At 69.8% G+C, this 17,566-nt stretch carries 20 protein-coding genes; 10 read left to right on the top strand and 10 right to left on the bottom strand.

The window, feature by feature from the left end:
* Nucleotides 1–9: 9 nt before the first annotated feature.
* The gene (locus tag ACV7JO_RS14745) at nucleotides 10–417 is read right to left on the bottom strand and encodes a response regulator (RefSeq protein WP_470354169.1); all 408 of its coding nucleotides are present in this window, start codon (nucleotides 415–417) and stop codon (nucleotides 10–12) included.
* A gap of 106 nt (nucleotides 418–523) precedes the next feature.
* Here ACV7JO_RS14745 and ACV7JO_RS14750 point away from each other — a divergent pair, with 106 nt between their 5' ends.
* On the top strand, nucleotides 524–1,474 hold the full coding sequence (locus ACV7JO_RS14750) for a DUF5787 family protein (protein WP_470354170.1): 951 nt from the start codon (nucleotides 524–526) through the stop codon (nucleotides 1,472–1,474).
* Between the two features lies 1 nt (nucleotide 1,475).
* On the opposite strand, the gene ACV7JO_RS14755 is transcribed toward ACV7JO_RS14750, so the two are convergent.
* Genes ACV7JO_RS14755 through ACV7JO_RS14765 form a run of 3 tightly spaced genes read right to left on the bottom strand, consistent with a single transcriptional unit; the run spans nucleotide 1,476 to nucleotide 2,883 of the window.
* Nucleotides 1,476–1,649: a hypothetical protein gene (locus ACV7JO_RS14755; RefSeq protein ID WP_470354171.1), complete on the bottom strand. Its 174-nt coding sequence runs from the start codon at nucleotides 1,647–1,649 to the stop codon at nucleotides 1,476–1,478.
* Nucleotide 1,650: 1 nt separating this feature from the next.
* Nucleotides 1,651–1,947, bottom strand: a complete 297-nt coding sequence (locus ACV7JO_RS14760; protein ID WP_470354172.1) for a hypothetical protein — start codon at nucleotides 1,945–1,947, stop codon at nucleotides 1,651–1,653.
* Nucleotides 1,948–2,007: 60 nt separating this feature from the next.
* Nucleotides 2,008–2,883: an MBL fold metallo-hydrolase gene (locus tag ACV7JO_RS14765; protein ID WP_470354173.1), complete on the bottom strand. Its 876-nt coding sequence runs from the start codon at nucleotides 2,881–2,883 to the stop codon at nucleotides 2,008–2,010.
* 80 nt (nucleotides 2,884–2,963) lie between these two features.
* On the opposite strand from ACV7JO_RS14765, the gene ACV7JO_RS14770 reads away from it, so the two are divergent.
* Together ACV7JO_RS14770 and ACV7JO_RS14775 are read left to right on the top strand one after the other, a co-directional pair.
* Nucleotides 2,964–3,134 (top strand): hypothetical protein, encoded by a 171-nt coding sequence (locus ACV7JO_RS14770; protein WP_470354174.1) that lies wholly within the window; start codon nucleotides 2,964–2,966, stop codon nucleotides 3,132–3,134.
* Nucleotides 3,135–3,183: 49 nt separating this feature from the next.
* Nucleotides 3,184–3,639 carry a universal stress protein gene (locus tag ACV7JO_RS14775; protein WP_470354175.1) on the top strand — a complete coding sequence of 152 codons (456 nt, stop codon included), beginning with the start codon at nucleotides 3,184–3,186 and terminating at the stop codon, nucleotides 3,637–3,639.
* A gap of 40 nt (nucleotides 3,640–3,679) precedes the next feature.
* On the opposite strand, the gene ACV7JO_RS14780 is transcribed toward ACV7JO_RS14775, so the two are convergent.
* Complete coding sequence (locus tag ACV7JO_RS14780) at nucleotides 3,680–5,014, bottom strand: ATP-binding protein (RefSeq protein WP_470354176.1); 1,335 nt, start codon at nucleotides 5,012–5,014, stop codon at nucleotides 3,680–3,682.
* 119 nt (nucleotides 5,015–5,133) lie between these two features.
* Here ACV7JO_RS14780 and ACV7JO_RS14785 point away from each other — a divergent pair, with 119 nt between their 5' ends.
* The gene (locus tag ACV7JO_RS14785) at nucleotides 5,134–6,267 is read left to right on the top strand and encodes a thiolase family protein (protein ID WP_470354177.1); all 1,134 of its coding nucleotides are present in this window, start codon (nucleotides 5,134–5,136) and stop codon (nucleotides 6,265–6,267) included.
* Between the two features lie 55 nt (nucleotides 6,268–6,322).
* Here ACV7JO_RS14785 and ACV7JO_RS14790 read toward each other — a convergent pair whose 3' ends face one another.
* Complete coding sequence (locus tag ACV7JO_RS14790; protein WP_470354178.1) at nucleotides 6,323–6,910, bottom strand: uracil-DNA glycosylase; 588 nt, start codon at nucleotides 6,908–6,910, stop codon at nucleotides 6,323–6,325.
* 90 nt (nucleotides 6,911–7,000) lie between these two features.
* Between ACV7JO_RS14790 and ACV7JO_RS14795 the strand changes: the two genes are divergently transcribed.
* A complete protein-coding gene (locus ACV7JO_RS14795; RefSeq protein WP_470354179.1) occupies nucleotides 7,001–7,282 on the top strand; it encodes a WNWW family protein in 282 nt (93 codons plus the stop codon).
* A gap of 308 nt (nucleotides 7,283–7,590) precedes the next feature.
* Nucleotides 7,591–8,823: an MBL fold metallo-hydrolase gene (locus tag ACV7JO_RS14800; protein ID WP_470355790.1), complete on the top strand. Its 1,233-nt coding sequence runs from the start codon at nucleotides 7,591–7,593 to the stop codon at nucleotides 8,821–8,823.
* A 4-nt stretch (nucleotides 8,824–8,827) separates the two neighbouring features.
* Here ACV7JO_RS14800 and ACV7JO_RS14805 read toward each other — a convergent pair whose 3' ends face one another.
* Entirely contained in the window at nucleotides 8,828–9,268 is a 441-nt protein-coding gene (locus tag ACV7JO_RS14805) for a universal stress protein (protein WP_470354180.1), read from the bottom strand.
* Between the two features lie 80 nt (nucleotides 9,269–9,348).
* On the opposite strand from ACV7JO_RS14805, the gene ACV7JO_RS14810 reads away from it, so the two are divergent.
* Nucleotides 9,349–10,233: a universal stress protein gene (locus tag ACV7JO_RS14810; protein ID WP_470354181.1), complete on the top strand. Its 885-nt coding sequence runs from the start codon at nucleotides 9,349–9,351 to the stop codon at nucleotides 10,231–10,233.
* An 846-nt stretch (nucleotides 10,234–11,079) separates the two neighbouring features.
* The gene (locus ACV7JO_RS14815; protein WP_470354182.1) at nucleotides 11,080–11,901 is read left to right on the top strand and encodes an SDR family NAD(P)-dependent oxidoreductase; all 822 of its coding nucleotides are present in this window, start codon (nucleotides 11,080–11,082) and stop codon (nucleotides 11,899–11,901) included.
* On the opposite strand, the gene ACV7JO_RS14820 is transcribed toward ACV7JO_RS14815, so the two are convergent.
* Nucleotides 11,898–12,200, bottom strand: a complete 303-nt coding sequence (locus ACV7JO_RS14820) for an L-rhamnose mutarotase (RefSeq protein WP_470354183.1) — start codon at nucleotides 12,198–12,200, stop codon at nucleotides 11,898–11,900. The genes ACV7JO_RS14815 and ACV7JO_RS14820 overlap by 4 nt on opposite strands.
* Before the next feature lie 79 nt (nucleotides 12,201–12,279).
* On the opposite strand from ACV7JO_RS14820, the gene rhcC reads away from it, so the two are divergent.
* Complete coding sequence (gene rhcC / locus ACV7JO_RS14825) at nucleotides 12,280–13,149, top strand: L-rhamnono-1,4-lactonase (RefSeq protein WP_470354184.1); 870 nt, start codon at nucleotides 12,280–12,282, stop codon at nucleotides 13,147–13,149.
* Here the strand turns inward: rhcC and ACV7JO_RS14830 are convergent, their stop codons facing one another.
* The gene (locus ACV7JO_RS14830) at nucleotides 13,150–15,330 is read right to left on the bottom strand and encodes an LUD domain-containing protein (RefSeq protein WP_470354185.1); all 2,181 of its coding nucleotides are present in this window, start codon (nucleotides 15,328–15,330) and stop codon (nucleotides 13,150–13,152) included.
* Nucleotides 15,331–15,852 carry an LUD domain-containing protein gene (locus tag ACV7JO_RS14835; RefSeq protein WP_470354186.1) on the bottom strand — a complete coding sequence of 174 codons (522 nt, stop codon included), beginning with the start codon at nucleotides 15,850–15,852 and terminating at the stop codon, nucleotides 15,331–15,333.
* Between the two features lie 205 nt (nucleotides 15,853–16,057).
* Between ACV7JO_RS14835 and ACV7JO_RS14840 the strand changes: the two genes are divergently transcribed.
* Nucleotides 16,058–17,533 (top strand): ABC transporter substrate-binding protein, encoded by a 1,476-nt coding sequence (locus ACV7JO_RS14840; RefSeq protein ID WP_470354187.1) that lies wholly within the window; start codon nucleotides 16,058–16,060, stop codon nucleotides 17,531–17,533.
* Nucleotides 17,534–17,566: the final 33 nt, after the last annotated feature.

The following is a 17,566-nucleotide window of genomic DNA, read 5'->3' on the forward strand; positions in this document are numbered from 1 at the left end:
TGTCGTGGCTCACTCCCGGCCCTGCTCGCGCACGAGCGCCGCCAGTTCCTCGTACTGTTCGCCGTCGGTGCCCTTCGGCATGTACGCCGCGCCGGCCCGCTCGGCGGCCGCGGCGACCGCCGAGTCACGGACCTGCGTGAACAGGACGAACCCGGCGTCGGTGTCGGCGCGCTCGATGAGCGCCAGCCCGTCGAGGACGGGCATCTGGTAGTCGGTCACGACGCAGTCGAACGGGGTCCGTTCGATGCGTTCGAGCGCCGCCGTCGGCGTCGTCGCGTGTGTCACGTTCAGCCCGTCGTCGACGCGTTCGAGGTACTCGGCCACCAGTTCCGCCATGGCCGGCTCGTCGTCGACGACCAGCACCCGGTCCCGGTCGCACGCCGGCGTTCCGTCCCCGTCTGCAGTCACCATCCCCATGTCGACCCGGTATTCGCCACCGGGTCATAAACCGTCGCGCGCAGTTTCGCGGCGTGAAAGCGCTCCCGACGATGGGCCTATTGCTCTCGGGACCGTCCGTCCGGCCGTGCGGGAGTTCGGCTTCGAACTGGCGCTGTGTGCCCATCTCGAACGCGAGGGTCGGCTGGTCAGCCGCCAACTCGGCGGGGGCGTCCACGGGCGGCGGGTCCTCGACACGGTCGTCGTCGACACCACCGACGCCGTCGCCGAGCGGGCAGCCATCACGGCCCGGCGCATCCCGCCGGCGGCCATCGAGAGCGACGTGGGGCCGGGCCGGGCCCGGTACTGGAAAGACGCCTTCGACTGCCACCCCGACCGGGCCGAGCGCGCCGTCGAACTCGCCGTCGAGCGGGGCTTCTTCGAGCGCGAGCGCCGCGGCGGCCGGACCTACGTCCGCCAGACCGCCCGCTACCCCGACTGGGTCGACGGCGTCACCGCCGTCGAGAACAAGCCCGACCTCGGCCGGCCCGGCGCTCTCGAAACCCAACTCCGGACGGACGTGTCGCTCGCGCTCGCCGACCGGGTGGTGTTGGCGACGGCCTCCTACGTCACCGGCGCACACCTGAACCGCATCCCCGACGAGGTCGGCGTCTGGCGGTTCGACCCGGAGACGGGCGAGCGCGAGGTGGTCCGCGAGCCGACGCCGCTACCGACCGACGGCCCCGGCGTCGAACTGCTGGAGCGACGCCCCGGCCGGGCCGACGTGCGCGTCGTCGACGCCGCGGAGAAGGCGCGGGCGCGCCGCCGCCTCGCCGAGCGCGCCTACGCAAAGGGCTGGCGCAGCTACGACCTGCCCGCCTGCGCCCGGTGTCGCCCCGACGCCGACGGCCTGCCCCACTGCCCGTGGAAGGGGCGGGCGGTCAGAGCGAGCGAGGACTGCGGCCCGGACTGTGCCGGGCACGACCCGGCGGACGCGCCGCCCGTCGACGGCGACGCGCTCCGGGCCGCCCGGACGCCGTGGGACCCCGACCCCGACGGCAGAGAGCGGCGACAATCGGGACTCGACCGCTTTGGCTGACTCAGCGGCGGCCGCGCTGGCGGCGGAGTTGGTGGTGAATCGCCAGCGCGAGCGCGAACGCGATGACGGCGTCGAGCGCCCACGACACCGCACCGGTCGCGAGCAGGTCGCCGCTGACGGCGATGGCGAAGGCCGCAAGCCCGCCCGCCAGCGGGTAGGTCGTCCGCGGGTCCACGCTATCGGGGCCCGTCGTCGCCGCTCCGGTCTTCGCCCGGGCGGCCGCCGTCGCCGGCGGTCGCCCGCCCGTGTTCCTCGTAGTTGTCGGCGGTCACCTCGGGCGCTTCGGCCGCCACCTTCGCCGCGTGGCCGGTCCGGGCCCGGTAGTTGGCCGCGGCGGCCAGCGCGGCGGCGACGGTCAGGCCGACCACCGGCACCCAGTCGACGCGACCGACGAACAGTCGGAGGCCGGCGACCGCGAGGCCGGCGCTGACCAGTGCCGCGCCGCCGGCCTCCGCGAGTCCGCGCCTGTTCATACCGATACACTGAGACCGACCCACAAAGAAGTGAGGGGGGTTTCGGTCAGTCGAGGCCCCTCACAACGAGAACCGCTCTCCGTCCAGCCCGATGTCGTCGGCGAACGCCCGGTCGGCCGGCACGTAGTGGGCGGTGTGGACGACGCGGTAGTCGGCGGCGTTGATGTCGGCGGCGAAGGCCCGCGCGCCCGGCAGCGTCATGTGTTTCGTGCCGAACGTCCGGGGGACGCCGTCGTCGTCGAAGTCCGCCCCGCCCTTCGGGTGGAACTCGCAGGCCTCCGGGTGGACGATGCCCTCGACGACGGCGAGGTCCGCCCCGGAGAGGTGTTCGCGCGAGCGCTCGGACACGTCGTAGCACGTGTCGCCAGACACCGCGAGTACCGCGCCGGTCTCGGGGTCCTCGACGCGGAGGCCGTAACAGACCAGCGGCGGGTGTTCGACGGGGACCAGCGTCACCTCGAAGCCGGCGGCCGAAAACGGCTCGTAGGGCGTCCGCGGCCGGACCGAGACCGTGTCGAGGTAGTCGTAGCGGCTCCGGACCGTCTCGGCCACGCTCTCGTCGGTCGCGGGGTCGGTCTCGTCGGCCGCGTACACCGGCAGGTCGTCGAACAGGCGGTAGGCGTTGCCCAGTCCGTCGAGGTGGTCGAAGTGGACGTGCGTGACGACGGCGGCGTCGGGCAGCGGGACCCCTTCCCGGAGGAACTGGTGGCGGAAGTCCGGGCTGGCGTCGACCAGCAGCGCCTCGCCGGTGCGCTCGTTGCGGACGTACAGCGAGAAGCGGGACCGTTCGACGCCCCCCTCGGGGTCGACGCCCCGCCGGCGCGCGCGTTCCCGCAGGTCCGCGTCGGGGTCGCGGGCGCGTTCGCAGGTGTCACAGTCGCAGTCGACCGTCGGCGTCCCCGTCGTGTCGCCCGTCCCGAGCAGCGTGACCTCCATGGACACCGTTCGCGGCCGGACGCGCCTAAGCCCCTCGCTTGTGGCGCACCTCTATGTGGTGTGGTGACGTAGGACAACGCATGCCAGAGGAGTGTGGCGTCTGCGGGGAGACGGTGCCGTTCGAAGCCACCGTCCACGTGCTCGTCCACACGCGCGAGGCGGGCGTGGCTGACTACTACGTCTGTGAGGCGTGCTACGAGGCCGAACTGGCGACCCTGTTCGACGGGTCGTCCGCGGAGCCAAGCGGGTAAGGACGGCCGCAGTCGACGCCGCTAAGACCCGCTCGCGCCTAGAGTGGGTATGACGTTTCTCGTCGCCTTCGACGGCTCCGACCGCGCCGTCGCGGCCCTCGAACGCGCACACTGGCTCGGGCAGGGTGTCGACGAAGACGTGGTCGCCGCGGCCGTCGTCCCCGACGGCGACCTGCGGTACGCGCGAGCGGCCGGCTGGCTCGGTCCTGCGGAGCCGTTCGACCTCGACGCCGTCGTCGCGTCGCTGCGCGAGCAGGTCGACCGCGTCGCCCCGGGGACGACGTTTCGCTACGAGACGACCCAGCGGACTCCCTCGGGCAATGCCATCGCCAAGCCGCTCCGGAAACTCGCCAAGCGAGAGGGGGCGTCGATGGTGTTCGTCGGCACCGTCGAGGGCGGCCGCCTGACGACGACGCTGCACAGTATCGCGGGTCGAATCGGGAGCGACGGGGCCTACGACGTGGTGTTCGTCCGCGGACTGCCCGGCGACGGCGACACGTCGTAGGGGGTCGTGGCCGCCGCGGCGTCGGACCGCCAGCGCGCCCTCAGTGGTCGTGGTCGTGGCCGTCGCCGGAGAACTCGCCGCCGGCGACCAAGGCGTCGTGGTCGCCGTCTATCATGTCCATGTTCTTGAGGTTGTCCCGCTCCTCGAAGTCCTGAATGGCGTCTTCGAGGTCCCCCTGCGTGAGCGTGGTCCGTTCCTCGGTCAGCGCCTCCAGTACGGCCTCCCGGAGGACCAACCGGAGGTCGCTGCCGGTCAGTCCCTCGGTCAGTTCCGCCAGCGTCTCCGGGTCGAAGTCGACGATGTCCATCTCCCGGGTGACGATGCGGAGGATGTCGGCCCGCATGCCGTGGTCGGGCTTGGGGAAGTTGACGATCTCGTCGAAGCGCCGCCACGCCGCGGCGTCGAGTTGGTCGGGGTGGTTGGTCGCGCCGATGAGCAACACCTCGTCTTGAATCAGCGATATCTCGTCGATGCTCTTGAGCAGCGTGTTGACCGCGCGCTTGATGGCGGCGTGTTCGTCCGACGAGCGGGTCTTGGCGACGAAGTCGAACTCGTCCATGAAGAGGATACACGGCGAGAGCCGCTTGGCCACCTCGAAGACCTTCTCGACGTTCTTGGCCGTCTCGCCGAGGTACTGGCTCGTTATCATCGACAGCTTCACCTCGACGAACGGGAGGTCGAGGTCGTGAGCCAGCGCGCGGGCGACGCTGGTCTTGCCGGTGCCGGGCGGGCCGACGAGCAGCAGCTTCCCGATCTCGCGCAGGCCGATGCGCGCGAGGTAGTCGCGGTGTTCGATGGCCTTGACAAGCTTCTGTATCTCGCCCTCTTGGTCGGCGGTCAACACGAGGTCGTCGAGGGTCATCTCGACCTCCTCGGGCGCGCGGACGTCGACGAGGTCCAGCATCTCCTCCTCGTCCTCGTCGTCGCCGGTGTCGAACGCCGCCTCTAGCCGCGCGTCGATGAACGCCCGGTCGGCGCGGGACGGTCGGTTCCGCTCCCGCGCGGTCTCGTAGTCGAGGTCGTCGAACTCGTGGTCGTAGGCCGCCGCGAGGACGGGGTTCTCACGCAGGTCCGCGGCGTCGACGCGTTCGAGGAACCACTCCTCGGCGAGGTCGCGGTCGGTGAAGGAGATAGTGCCCGAGAAGTCGTCACGGTCGGTGAACATCAGGCCGGAGACGGCACTCCACGGGCGCTCGACGCCCGTCGCCTCGCTCGCGGTCGCGTTGGTCGCCGACAGCGGCCGCTCTATCTCGCCGTCGCTCCAGAAGACGGTTCGGTACGACGGCGGCAGGTCGTCGGGCTCTAGGTCCCGGCGCTCGGTGTAGACGACGGTCGTCAGCAGAAACTCGACGACGTCCAGTTCCGGGTCGGTCATTCCCACGCCAGTTATCACGCGACCGGGATAAGTCACTCGAAGCGGGGCGGCGACACAACTCCCCGCCCGGCCCCGAGAGTTTGTGAGCTTTTAACACATCCCGCCGCGTCCGCCCAGCCATGCCGACTCCAGTCATCGTCGACGCCGTCCGCACGCCACAGGGGAAAGAGGACGGCGCGCTCGCGGGCGTCCGCAGCGAGGACCTCTCGGTACCGCTGGTCAACCAACTGCTCGCGAGCACCGGTATCGAATCCGACGAGGTCGACGACCTGCTGTGGGGCTGTGCCCAGCAGCGCGGCGAGCAGGGCAACAACGTCGCGCGGGTCGTCGCCCTGCTGTCGGACCTCGGCGAGTCCGTCCCCGCGGCGACGGTCAACCGTTGGTGTGCCTCCTCGGCCGAGGCGCTGATGCGGGCCGCCGACGCCGTCGCCGCCGGCCAGCGCGAGGTGCTCGTCGCCGGCGGCGTCGAGTCGATGAGCCGCGTGCCGATGGGCGAGAACACCCACAACGTCCACCCGCGGCTGGCCGAACACTACAACGTCGGCGAACTCCAGATGGGGATGACCGCCGAGGCGGTCGCCGAGGAGTACGGCGTCGCCCGCGAGGCTCAAGACGAGTACGCCCTCCGGAGCCACCGGCGGGCCGCCGACGCCACCGACTCGGGCCGGTTCGACGACGAGCTAGTCCCTATCGAGACCGAGGAGGGGCGCGTCGAAACCGACGAGGGCATCCGTCGGGACACCTCGCTGGAGACGCTCGCGGGCCTCCCGACGGTGTTCAAATCGGACGGGACGGTCACCCCGGGCAACGCCTCGCAGGTCTCCGACGGTGCGGCCGGCCTCGTGGTCACCTCCCGGGCGTTCGCCGACGAGCGCGGCCTCGACGTGCTGGCCGAAATCGGCGCGCACGAGGTCGCCGGTGTCGACCCGACGGTGATGGGTATCGGCCCGGTCCCCGCCGTCCGCCGGCTCACTGACCGCGTCGGCCGCGACACCGACGCCTACGACCTCGTGGAACTCAACGAGGCCTTCGCCTCGCAGTGTCTGTACTGCCAGCGGGAACTGGGCTTCGACGACGAGGTCTACAACGTCAACGGCGGGGCCATCGCCATCGGCCACCCGCTCGGGGCCTCCGGCGCGCGCCTCCCGGTGACGCTGGTCCACGAGATGAACCGCCGGGACGCCGACCTCGGACTGGCTACCGAGTGCGTCGGCTTCGGGCAGGGCGCGGCCATCGAGTTCCACCTGCCCTGAGGGCTGTCGGTCGCCGGCAACCGTCCCCGTGTTTCGCTCCGCGCTTCCGACGGCGTCAGAAGTCCCCGAGGCGCGACTGCCCGCTCTCGTCGTCGGTGAACTCCGCGGCCGTCGCCAGCGCCGCCTCGAAGGTCTCGCGCTGGCTCGGGTCGTACAGCGTCGCCGCGGGGTGGACACAGACGAGGACGCGCCGCGGCTGGCCGGCGACGGTCACGTCGAACACGTCGCCCGCCGCGCCGGTGACCGCGAGTTCCCGCTCCAGCAGGTGCTCGCCGGGGACCTTCCCGAGCGTGACGACGACCTCGGGGTCCACTCGGTCGATTTCCCGGTCGAGGTACTCGCGGCAGTTCTCCCGCTCGGCGACGGTGGGGTCGCGGTTCTCCGGCGGTCGACAGCGCACGCAGTTGGTGATGCGCACGTCCGCGCGGTCCAGCCCCACGTCCCGTAGCGTCTCGTCCAACACGTCGCCGCTGCGGCCGACGAACGGCTCGCCCCGCTCGTCCTCGTTCGCGCCGGGGGCCTCGCCGACGAACAGCAGGTCCGCGTCGGCCGGCCCGACGCCGTTGACGATGCGCGAGCGCGAGGCACACAGCTCCTCACAGCGCTCGCAGTCGACGACCGCCAGCCCGTCCATCCGGTCCATACGCGCCGTAGGACGCCGGGGGTGACAAACGCGACGGTCCCGGTCGCCCGTCGGCCGTGGATTCAAGGCCGGGGCTCCCGTGGAGCCCGTGTGGACCGACAGGAACTCGAACGGCGGCTCGAAGCCGAGTTCGACGCTGACCCGGACGCAGTCACGGTCGTCGCCCGGCAGGCCCGGGACCTCGCCGACGCTGGCGCGTTCGCGGTCGACTTCGACGCCGAACTGACCGTCGACGCCGTCGTCGACAACCTCCGCGACGCGCCCGAGGACCACCGGCTCGTCGAGCGCTGGAACTGGTGGCTCGGCGCGCTGGACCTCTCACACGGCGGCTACGCGCGTTTCAGCGTCCGCCGCGATGTCGACGAGCAGTAGCTGGTCGCTCGCGGCCGGAAAAACGTGACGCCAGTGCCCCTCAGAGTACGCTGATGCCGTGGGAGTCCCGCGCGTGTTCGAGGAGGGCCTCCGTCGTATCGAACTCCGCACCGCAGCTGCACGTGTGATACGTGGTCGGGGTCTGCTGGCGTGTTGCCATTGCAGTCAACTGTACGCTCCGATCCCTAATAATCGTTTGTGTGGTATTGTTCACGACCCACAATCCTCTCGGTAGCGTGTCACACGGCGACGGGTCGCTGGCGTTCGGACCGACGGACACTAACGCCTCGCGGGACTACCACGCCGTGATGGAGGTACAGTTCCTCGGCGGTGCCGACGAGGTCGGTCGCAGCGCCGTTCTCGTCGACGACACGCTCCTGTTGGACTACGGCATGGCGACCGAGTCCCCGCCCCAGTACCCGGTCGGCGACCCCGACCCCGAGGCCGTCGTCGTCTCTCACGGCCATCTGGACCACGCCGGGGCCGTCCCGGCGCTGATGGCCGGCGGGGACCTCCCCCCGGTTCACTGGACGCCGCCGACCCGGGACCTCGCGGTCACCCTCGCCGAGGACACGCTGAAGCTCCACGGCTCCACCCCGCGATGTCCGTTCACCGAGACGGACGTGCGCCGGCTCACGCAGGCCTCCGCGACCCACGGCTACGGCGAGTCTTTCGAGGCCGCCGGCTACGAGGTCACGTTCTACAACGCGGGCCACATCCCCGGGAGCGCCCACGTCCTCGTCGACGACGGCGACACCCGTCTCCTCTACACCGGCGACTTCCACACCGGCGACCAGCGCCTCGTCGCCCCGTCGACCGCCCGGCCCGACGCCGACGCCGTCGTCTGTGAGAGTACCTACTCGGACGTGACCCACGAGGCCCGCGACGCGGTCGAAGACCGGTTCGTCGAGAGCCTCCGGACCACGGTCTGGGAGGGCGGGACCGTCGTCGTCCCCGCGTTCGCCATCGGCCGAACGCAGGAGGTGATGCTCGTCTGTGCCGCCCACGACATCGACTGCTACGTCGACGGGATGGGCCAGCGCGTCACCGAGCAGTTCAAGGGCCGTCCCGAGTTCCTCCGGGACGCCGACGCGCTCCGGGGCGCAACGTCGAGCGCCCGCTTCGTCGACGGCCGCAACGGACAACGCGAGCGCATCGCCGAGCAAAACACCGTGATAATCACGACCTCGGGGATGCTCTCGGGCGGCCCGGCGATGACCTACGTCCCGGCCGTCCGGGGCCACCCGACGAACAAGGTGGCGCTGACGGGCTATCAGGTCGAAGGGACGCCGGGCCGGGAGCTACTGGAGACCGGCAGCGCCGAGTTCGACGGCCGCCTGCTGCCAGTCAGCGCGCAGGTCGAACGCCACGACTTCTCCGCACACGCCGACCGCGAGGGGCTCCTGTCCTTTCTCGACGACTACCGCGACGCGCCGGTCGTCGTCAACCACGGCGACCGCACCGCCGACTTTGCCGCGGAACTGCGGGCCGACGGCTACGACGCCACCGCGCCCGAACTCGGCGATACGCTGTCGCTGTGAGCCGTCACTCGGCGGCCGCCGCCCCGTCCCCGATGGGGACGGTCAGCACCTCGACCGGGGACGCTCGGACCACCCGCTCGGTGACACTGCCCAGATGGAGCAGGCGGTCCAGCCCGGTGCGACCGTTCGTCCCCATCACGACGAGGTCCGTGCCGTAGTCGCCGATGGCCGCCAGTATCTCCTCGTGGGGACTGCCCCGCCGGAGGTGTGGCTCGGCGGCGACGCCGGCGGCCCCGCCGCGCGCGACCGTATCGTCGAGGGCCCGCTCGCCGACCGCCTCGGCGTCCTCGACGACCATGTCGTAGTGGTCGAGCGTCTGTCGCTCGTCGATGACGTACAGCACGTCGACGGCCGCGTCGAACCGCTCGGCGAGGTCGAACGCCACCTCGGCGGCCCGACCCGCTCCGTCGCTGCCGTCGGTCGGTACCAGTATCCACGAGTACATGCCGGCCGTTCGCGTCGCGGGGTAATGGTACCACCGGCCGGGACAGGACTATGTGGGCGGCGGGCGAACGCCCGCTTACGATGTACGACGACATCCTCGTTCCGACCGACGGCAGCGACCACGCCCGGCGGGCCGCGACCCACGCCGCCGCCCTCGCGCGGGGGTTCGACGCGACGCTGCACGTGGTCCACGTCGTCGACCTCGCGGGGGCCGCCGGCCCCTTCTCGGCCGGTGGCGTCGACGACACGTTCGTCTCGCGCCTCGAAGCCGAGGGCGAGCAGGTCCTCGATAGCCTCCGGTCGGCGCTCGACGACGCTCCCGTCGGCCGCTCGGCGGTACTGTTCGGCCGGCCGGCCGACGCGATACTGACCTACGTCGAGGAACACGCCGTCGACCTCGTGGCGATGGGGACCCACGGCCGCACCGGGCTGAACCGCTATCTCACCGGCAGCGTCGCCGAGCGAGTCGTCCGTCACGCGCCAGTGCCCGTCCTGACCGCGCGGGTGACCGAGCGAAGCGCGGTCGGCGACGGCTACGACGACGTGTTGGTCCCGACCGACGGCAGCGACGCCGCGGGCGCGGCCGTCGACCACGCCCTCGCCGTCGCCGCCCTGTCGGACGCCACCGTCCACGCCGTCAACGTGGTCAACCTCGGCGTCGCTGCCGCCAGCGGCGAGAGCGCGGTGCCACGGGACCTGCTCGACCGCCTCCACGAGGACGGCGAGACGGCCACGGACGCCGTCGCCGAGCGCGCCCGCGAGCGCGGTCTCGACGCCGTCACCGAGATACGTACCGGCGTCCCCGCTCCGGAACTGCTCGACTACGCCGACGACAACGGCGTCGACCTCGTGGCGATGGGAACCCGCGGTCGCACCGGGTTCGACCGCGTCGTCGTCGGCAGCGTCACCGAGCGACTGGTCCGACAGGCCGAGGTGCCGGTGTTGACTGCCCACGACTCTCCTTGAGGCGCTGCGGTCGATTCGGGTTTGTATCGGGCCAATATGGGTATACCGAGAAAATAGCGCGTATAGATGCTGAAAGGTACATTTATAAATAGAAAAACAGTTATATATGGCGAGAAAGTATGGGAGTTGGGGGTCTATTGGTAAAATATGGAGTCAAAATTGGATATATGGGTGTGTATATGCGGAATAAGGAATGAAGTGCGCGTGTTAGTGCATTTCTGGATACTATCGGATATGTAGATACTGGCGTGAGGTCGGATATCGAGCCGAACAGGCCGTCTAGAAATAACGAACGTACGTGTGTTATATTTTGGCGGTCGGCGAATCACTGCCGTACGTTTGTTATCGCGTCGCCGCGTGACGACCGTCGCACTGACCGGCTCGGGGTTTCCGATAATACCGGAGAGATATATGTGCGAATCACCCGACTGCGTCGCCGACCCGCCCGTCTGGCAGGGGTCACGGCCGCGGCGGAGGCGTCGAGCGCCGTCGGAGCGGCAGGCACGCCTCGCCGCGGCCCGGTGACGGCGTTCGCCGACGGCGGCGCTCGAAACCGTCCGGCATCACCGGACACTGGTCTCGAATCACTCCGATAGCGGATAGTTCTGGGCCAGTAGCGTGATAAATCATGTCTCAGAGGCGGCGATAGAACGGTCGCCTGCACTGTGTCGGGTCACACGGAGCCGCGAGCGCGCCCCGTGTTCGGTTTCGCGTGACTCTCTCGAGTACGTTGTCCGGTATTGCCGGATTAGTGTGTGGCACTATGTAACATGGATGTTTCGGTGTCGCGGACGGCGCCGGGTCCGCACCACGCACGTTTAGGTATCTCGGCCCCAGAGTACGCGTATGTCCGCACCAGAGTCGGACGACCGAGCGACCCGTACCGACACGCGACTAGCCGACCGTCACGTCGTCGTCACCGGCGGCGCACAGGGTATCGGGCGCGGTATCGCCGTCCGCTGCGCGGAGGCCGGGGCCGACGTGACCGTCTTCGACCTCGACGCGGAGACCGCCGCCGAGACGGCCGCGCTCGTCCGCGAGGCGGGCGGCGACGCCGCGGTCGCCGAGGTCGACGTGGCCGACGCGGCGTCGGTCGACAGCGGCGTCGAGACCGCCGTCGCCGAGCAGGGGCCGATTCACGGCGTCGTCAACAACGCCGGCATCCAGCGGTCGGTCCCGCTGTTGGAGACCAGCGAGGCCGAGTGGGACCGCCACTTCGCGGTCAACGCCAAGGGGACCTTTCTGGTCTCGAAGCGTGTCGCCGAGCGGATGATAGCCGACGACGTGGCGGGGAGCATCGTCAACATCTCGTCGGTCGGGGCCGAGCGGCCGTTCCGCGGGCAGGGGGCATACGGGGCGTCGAAGGCCGCGGTGCTGACGCTGACGACGGTGCTCGCCAAGGAACTCGCCGACCACGGCATCACGGCCAACGCCATCAAGCCCGGGACCGTCGAGACGCCGATGGTGGAGACGTGGCTCGAAGAGACCGCTGCACAGGGCGACCGGTCGCCCGACGAGGTGCTCGCCGACTCGCTGGACTCCCACATCCTCGACCGGCCCGCCCAGCCCGAAGAGATCGGCCACGTCGCCGTCCTCCTGCTCTCCGACGAGGGCGCGTGGATGACCGGCGAGTCCGTCGCCGTCGACGGCGGCTACCTGAAGGGTTAGACCATCCGGTACACTTCGTCCATCCACTGGTCGTCTTCCTCCAGCAGGATGGGGTCCATCACCTCGCCCCACTCGGCTTGGGCTTCGCTCTCGGCCATGACCGCCTGTATCCGCTCGGGGTCCTCGACCTCCATGAAACCGAAGACGTGGCCGTCCTTCTCGAAGACGCTGTAGGTCTCCAGTCCGGCTCCGGAGTCGAGGTACGCCCGCTCCAGCGCCTCGGGGACGGCCTCGTGTTCCTCGCGATACGCCTCGCGCTGACCCTCCGCGATGCGGAGGTGAAACGCTATCCGTGCCATGCGGGAGCGACCTTCGCACCCGCCGGGCTTAGTTCTTCCCCGGGCAAGCTTTACTACCGTCACCGCCGACGGTCCGGGTATGCTCGACAGCCATACGCACGCGTGGGGCGCGGCCAGCGAGGCCCACCCGTGGGTCAACGGGCCGCTACTGGACCTCGTGGACACGTTCGACGTACACACGGTGTACACCGCCGACCGGCTGCTCTCGGACATGGACCGCAACGGCGTCGACGAGGCCGTCGTCGTCGGCTACCCTATCTGTGACTGGACGGACAACTGGTACACGCTGCGGGCGGCCGCGGAACACGACCGCCTCTACGGTATCGTGATGCTCGACCCCTTCGCCGACGACGCGGCCCGGCAACTCCGCCGGTGTCTCTCGACCGACGGCGTCCTCGGCTTTCGCCTCGGCGCGGCCTGCCCCTCCGACCGGATGTGGGAGACGTTCGACCCGAGCGTGACGTGGCTCCGGGACGCCGTCGCCGAGACCGAGTTCTGGGAGACGGCCGTCGAACTCGACGCGACCGTCCAGATACTCTGTGACCACGGCCAACTCGACCAAGCGCTCGAACTCGTCGAGGCCTACCCGGACCTCACGTACCTGTTCGACCACTTCGCCCACGCCGGCCCGGCGACGCCGACCGGCGAGGGGACCTTCGCCCGCTTCGCCGACCTCGCCGACTACGAGACGGTCGCGGTGAAGGTCTCCGAGATAGCGCACATGTCCGAGTCGGCGTTTCCCTACGCCGACATGCACGACCACGTCCGTTGGCTCGTCGAGACGTTCGGCCGCGAGCGGGTCGTCTGGGGCTCTGACTTCCCGAACGTCAGCGACACCGCCACCTACGCCGAGGCGTGTAACTGGCTCCGGCAGGTCGACGGGCTGTCGGCGGCCGACCGGGAGTGGCTCACGGGACGGTCGTTCCGCCGCCACGTCGGTCTCGACTGACTACGGGGCCAGCAACTCGACCGGGTGGCGCGGCTGGCGCTCTAGGAGCGCGTCTATCTGTTCGAGACAGGAGGTGCCGCTGGCGACGACCTCGCGGTCGGCGACGCCGTCGGCGCGGAACTGCTCGCGGAGGCGGTCGCCCACGTCCATGCTCAGTTCGTAGTAGTCGGACTTGTAGCCGAAACTGCCGGCCATCCCGCAACACTCCGTCTCGGAGGTGACCACGTCGTACCCGCAGTCTTCGAGGACGGAGACCGTGTGGGCTTCGAGCCCGAGGGTCCGCTGCTGGCAGTGGCTGTGGTAGGCGACTTCTCCGCCGTCGGTCGTCGCGAGCGCGCCGGCGTCGGCCCCGTTGTCCAGCAGGCCGTAGACGTACTCGCAGACCTCGTAGCTGTGCTCCGCGAGGTCGGCGAAGGCGGCCTCGTCGACGAGGCGCTCGTACTCGCGCTGGAACATCGCGTGGTCGCTCGGTTCGACGACGACCACGTCACGGCCGTCGGCGACGTGAGGCGCGAGCGCCTCGGTCACCCGCTCGGCGTGGTCGGTGGCCGTGGCGACCATCCCCTGCGAGAGGGGCGCGCGGCCGCTCGACGGGGCCTCGGGGACGACCACGTCGACGCCCAGCGCTTCGAGGACCCGAACCGCCGCCTTCCCGCGGTCGACCTGCACGTGGTTCGTGTAGAGGTCGGGGTAGACGACCGCCCGCCGGACGGGGTCGGCGACAGTCGATTCGTGGCCCCGCGCCCACTCGGTGAACGTCTCGCGCTCGAAGGTCGGGAGGTCCCGGCGCGGGTCGATGCCGAGCGCCCACGCCATCGCCCTGCGGGAGAGCCCGGTGTCGGCCAGCCAGTTCGAGAGCGGGGCGGTGGCGCTGCCGAGTTTGGCGATGGTCTCGAAGTTGCCGAAGAAGCGTTTCCCGAGGGGCGCGCCCTCGTCCTCCGCGTCGGGGGTCAGCCCGTCGACGAGCCACTCGGCCGGCGAGTCGCCCTCGCGGTTGACCCGGTCCCGGACGACCGTGTTTATCCACGGGATGTCGATGCCGACCGGGCAGGCGTTGACACAGCGCGTACAGCCGGTACAGAGGTCGTTGAACTCCTCGGCCACGTCCAGCCCCTCGATACCGGCCTCCCAGCCGGTAGCGATGCCCCCGGAGTAGGTCTCGCCGCCGAAGGCGTGGCCGCCGACGCTCTGGAAGTTGGCACAGGAGTTCGAGCAGGCCGAACACCGGATGCAGTACAGCGTCTCCCGGAGTTGGTCGTCCTCGCGCATCGCCAGCCGGCCGTTGTCGATGAGCACGAGGTGGAACTCCCTGTCGGCCTCGAACTCCGAGAGGGGCGTCTCGTCGTCGTCGAAGTCGACCACCGGCGTCTCGACCGGCGGGGTGAGCAGGGAGACGTAGGAGGTGATGTCCTGTCCGGTGCCCGAGCGGCCGATGAGTTCGACGAACGGGTGGAGGTCGGCGACGGACGGAATCACCTTCTCGACGCCGGCGACGGCGACGTGGGTGTCCGTCGCCGCGACCGTTTTGCGGGCGTTGCCCTCGCTCGTGACCAACGCCATCGTCCCCGTGTCGGCGGTGACGAAGTTCGCGCCGGTGACGCCGACCTCGGCGTCGCGTATCTGCTCGCCGAGCTTCTCGCGGGCGAAGCGGGTCAGCTCTGCGGCCGTTTCGAGGGGCTGGTCGGGGTCGAAGCGCTCGTTGAACAGGTCGGCGATGGACTCGCGGGACTTGTGGATGGCCGGCGCGACGATGTGGGAGGGCGCTTCGTCGGCGACCTGCAGGACCCACTCGCCGAGGTCCGTCTCCACCACGTCGACGCCGTCGCCGGCGAGGGCCTCGTTGAGCTCGATCTCCTCGCTGGTCATCGACTTGCTCTTGACGACGCGGTCGGCCTCGCGGTCGGCGGCGACCTCGCGGACGTAGTCGTTGGCGTCGGCGGCGTCGTCGGCGAGATAGAGGGTGCCGCCGTTCTCCTCGACCGCGTCGCGCAGGTCGTCGATGAGTTCCGGTAGGCGCTCGATGGCGTCCTCCTTGATGGCGCGGGCCTCCCGCTTGAGTTCCTCGTAGTCCTCCAGTTCGGCGACGGAGTCGTAGCGGCCGTCGTTGAACCCCTGCGTGTTCCGTGCGACGGCCGCCCCCTCGGTGCGCATCAGTTCGCGGAGTTCGTCGGCCTTCGACATTCAGATCTCCTCCTCGACCACGACGACGTGGACGGACTCGGGACCGTGTGCGCCCTGTACCAGCGCGCCCATGTCGGCCGTCGCGCTGGGGCCCGTGGCGATTATCGCGCTCCCTCGGGACTCCCCGAACCGTTCGTCGAGGTCGTCTATCGCGGCGTCCATGTCGGGCACCACGTCGCGGGCCCGGACGACGGCGACGTGGTGCTCGACGAACAGGCTCACCAGTTCGCTCGCGCGCTCGGTCAGCGACAGCACGAGCGAGCCGTAGTCGCCGACGCCGAGGTCGGCCCCGGTGACGCCCGTCGTCGCCTCGCGCAGGGCCGCCGGCGTCGGGTCGACCGTGACGGGGGCGTCGGCCAGCGAGAACGCCGGGCTCTCGAAGGTCTCGGACAGCGCGACGCCGACGGCGGGTTCGGTCACCGCCTCGCCGACGGCCGCCGCCACTCCCGATTCGTCCGTGCGAGTTATTGTCACACCCAACTCGCCGAGGGCACCCTCGAACGCGGGGTTGCTCTCTGACATCTGTGTGCGGGCCGACGGCCCACACGCTCATTTAGTTTTGGTTGCGCGGCCTCAGCGTGGACCGCGGTTTGTTCCCCAAACCTGTCACCTCGACGACGCGACCGCCACCCTCCGGGGCGGCTTCCGCGCGGCGGGTCTGTGAAACGACCGTTTGGAGTTCCGGTACATTTATGATATACAACACCCCAGTCGGTAACAGCGGACCATGACAGAAGATACCTCAGCGAGCGGACTCGACAGGCGGCGCTATCTGACCGGGCTCGGTACCGCACTGGCCGCGGGCCTCGCGGGCTGTGGCGGCGGTGGCGACGGCGGCGACGGCGGGTCCGGTGGCTCCGGCGGCGGGAGCGGCGGGTCGGGCGGCTCCGGCGGCGGTGGCGGCTCCGGGGCCCAGAACCTCGACTTCTGGCTGTTCGGCGGGATTCCCGCCGAACGGGAGTACATCAGCGGCAACTACGACAGCTACGGCGAACACAACGTAAGCTACCAACACCAGGAGTGGGGCCAGAAGTACCAGATAATCGCCTCCGCCGCGGCGAACAGCAACCTCCCGGACGTGATGGCCGGGCAGTGCCAGCAGATACCCGACTACGTCGGCGCACAGGCCATCCAGCCACTCGACCAAGACGAGTTTCAGGACCAACTCGAGGAGGTAAACAGCCACTTCATCCAAGCCAACATCGACAGCATGGTCTACGAGGGGCTGGGCGACACCAGCGGCGAGCGCCAGTGGGGCCTGCCCGGTGGCTACGCCGACCTCGGCCCGTTCGTCGACATCCGGACGGACTACCTCGAACAGACGAGCTTCGACGAGCCGCCCCGGAACTGGCCCGAACTCATCCAACTGGGCGAGGAGATGCAGGAGATAGACGAGGTGTCGGCGGCCATCACCGCGCCCGGGACGGACTTCGGACTGACGACGGGCTACTTCATCGGGTTCGTCTACGCCAACGGCGGCCGCTACTTCGACCCCGAGACGATGGAGGCCACCGTCGACCAGCCGGGCTTCGTCGACGCGGTGCGGCTCTATCAGGACATCGCCGAGGCCGGCCTGTTCCCGGACTCGATGGCCGAGAACAACCACATCGCGGCCGGCCGCCTCCTGCGGGAGGGCGAGTCGGGCATCCTCATCACGTACTCCCACGCCAACGCTATCTACCAGACCACGGGCGCGCCGCAGGCGTGGCTCGACGGCGAGGGCCACACCGTCACGCGCGCGCCGCTGCCCGACCAGCCCTCCGGCGACTTCCAGCCACAGGACCTCCTGTTGCAGAACGCACAGGGGTTCATGCTGGGCAACGGCACCGAGAGCGACGCGGAGCGACAGGCCGCCTTCGACTACACGAGCTGGTGGAACCAACCCGAACAGCTCGCGCCGTGGACCTACGCCGCCGACTCCGACGTGGGCATCCGCGGCCGGGTCCCCACGCTCCAGAGCGCCTTCGAGGAGCCAAGCGACCTGTTCCGGAGCCAGTTCGGCGACCTCGTGACGCTGTACGAGAACGACGACCTGTTCACCCGGACCTCGCGGTTCCCGTCGTTCTCGGGCATCGCCTCCATCCAGAGTATCATCAACACGGAGGTCATCCAGCCGGTCGTGCTGGGCAACGCTACCGCCGAGGAGGCCTGCAGCAACGCCAACTCCGCCGTACAGGAAGTCGTCGACGAACAGATCGCCTGAGCCGGCGGAGCAACACTTTTATCGGCAGCTACT

The organism is Haloarcula sp. MBLA0138 (assembly GCF_055632455.1).

What these genes read in the sequence shown, in the direction of transcription:
- ACV7JO_RS14745 (WP_470354169.1), bottom strand. Translation starts at nt 417, where the DNA reads ATGGGGATGGTGACTGCAGACGGGGACGGAACGCCGGCGTGCGACCGG.
- ACV7JO_RS14760 (WP_470354172.1), bottom strand. Translation starts at nt 1,947, where the DNA reads ATGAACAGGCGCGGACTCGCGGAGGCCGGCGGCGCGGCACTGGTCAGC.
- ACV7JO_RS14765 (WP_470354173.1), bottom strand. Translation starts at nt 2,883, where the DNA reads ATGGAGGTCACGCTGCTCGGGACGGGCGACACGACGGGGACGCCGACG.
- ACV7JO_RS14770 (WP_470354174.1), top strand. Translation starts at nt 2,964, where the DNA reads ATGCCAGAGGAGTGTGGCGTCTGCGGGGAGACGGTGCCGTTCGAAGCC.
- ACV7JO_RS14775 (WP_470354175.1), top strand. Translation starts at nt 3,184, where the DNA reads ATGACGTTTCTCGTCGCCTTCGACGGCTCCGACCGCGCCGTCGCGGCC.
- ACV7JO_RS14780 (WP_470354176.1), bottom strand. Translation starts at nt 5,014, where the DNA reads ATGACCGACCCGGAACTGGACGTCGTCGAGTTTCTGCTGACGACCGTC.
- ACV7JO_RS14785 (WP_470354177.1), top strand. Translation starts at nt 5,134, where the DNA reads ATGCCGACTCCAGTCATCGTCGACGCCGTCCGCACGCCACAGGGGAAA.
- ACV7JO_RS14790 (WP_470354178.1), bottom strand. Translation starts at nt 6,910, where the DNA reads ATGGACCGGATGGACGGGCTGGCGGTCGTCGACTGCGAGCGCTGTGAG.
- ACV7JO_RS14800 (WP_470355790.1), top strand. Translation starts at nt 7,591, where the DNA reads ATGGAGGTACAGTTCCTCGGCGGTGCCGACGAGGTCGGTCGCAGCGCC.
- ACV7JO_RS14805 (WP_470354180.1), bottom strand. Translation starts at nt 9,268, where the DNA reads ATGTACTCGTGGATACTGGTACCGACCGACGGCAGCGACGGAGCGGGT.
- ACV7JO_RS14810 (WP_470354181.1), top strand. Translation starts at nt 9,349, where the DNA reads ATGTACGACGACATCCTCGTTCCGACCGACGGCAGCGACCACGCCCGG.
- ACV7JO_RS14815 (WP_470354182.1), top strand. Translation starts at nt 11,080, where the DNA reads ATGTCCGCACCAGAGTCGGACGACCGAGCGACCCGTACCGACACGCGA.
- ACV7JO_RS14820 (WP_470354183.1), bottom strand. Translation starts at nt 12,200, where the DNA reads ATGGCACGGATAGCGTTTCACCTCCGCATCGCGGAGGGTCAGCGCGAG.
- rhcC (WP_470354184.1), top strand. Translation starts at nt 12,280, where the DNA reads ATGCTCGACAGCCATACGCACGCGTGGGGCGCGGCCAGCGAGGCCCAC.
- ACV7JO_RS14830 (WP_470354185.1), bottom strand. Translation starts at nt 15,330, where the DNA reads ATGTCGAAGGCCGACGAACTCCGCGAACTGATGCGCACCGAGGGGGCG.
- ACV7JO_RS14835 (WP_470354186.1), bottom strand. Translation starts at nt 15,852, where the DNA reads ATGTCAGAGAGCAACCCCGCGTTCGAGGGTGCCCTCGGCGAGTTGGGT.
- ACV7JO_RS14840 (WP_470354187.1), top strand. Translation starts at nt 16,058, where the DNA reads ATGACAGAAGATACCTCAGCGAGCGGACTCGACAGGCGGCGCTATCTG.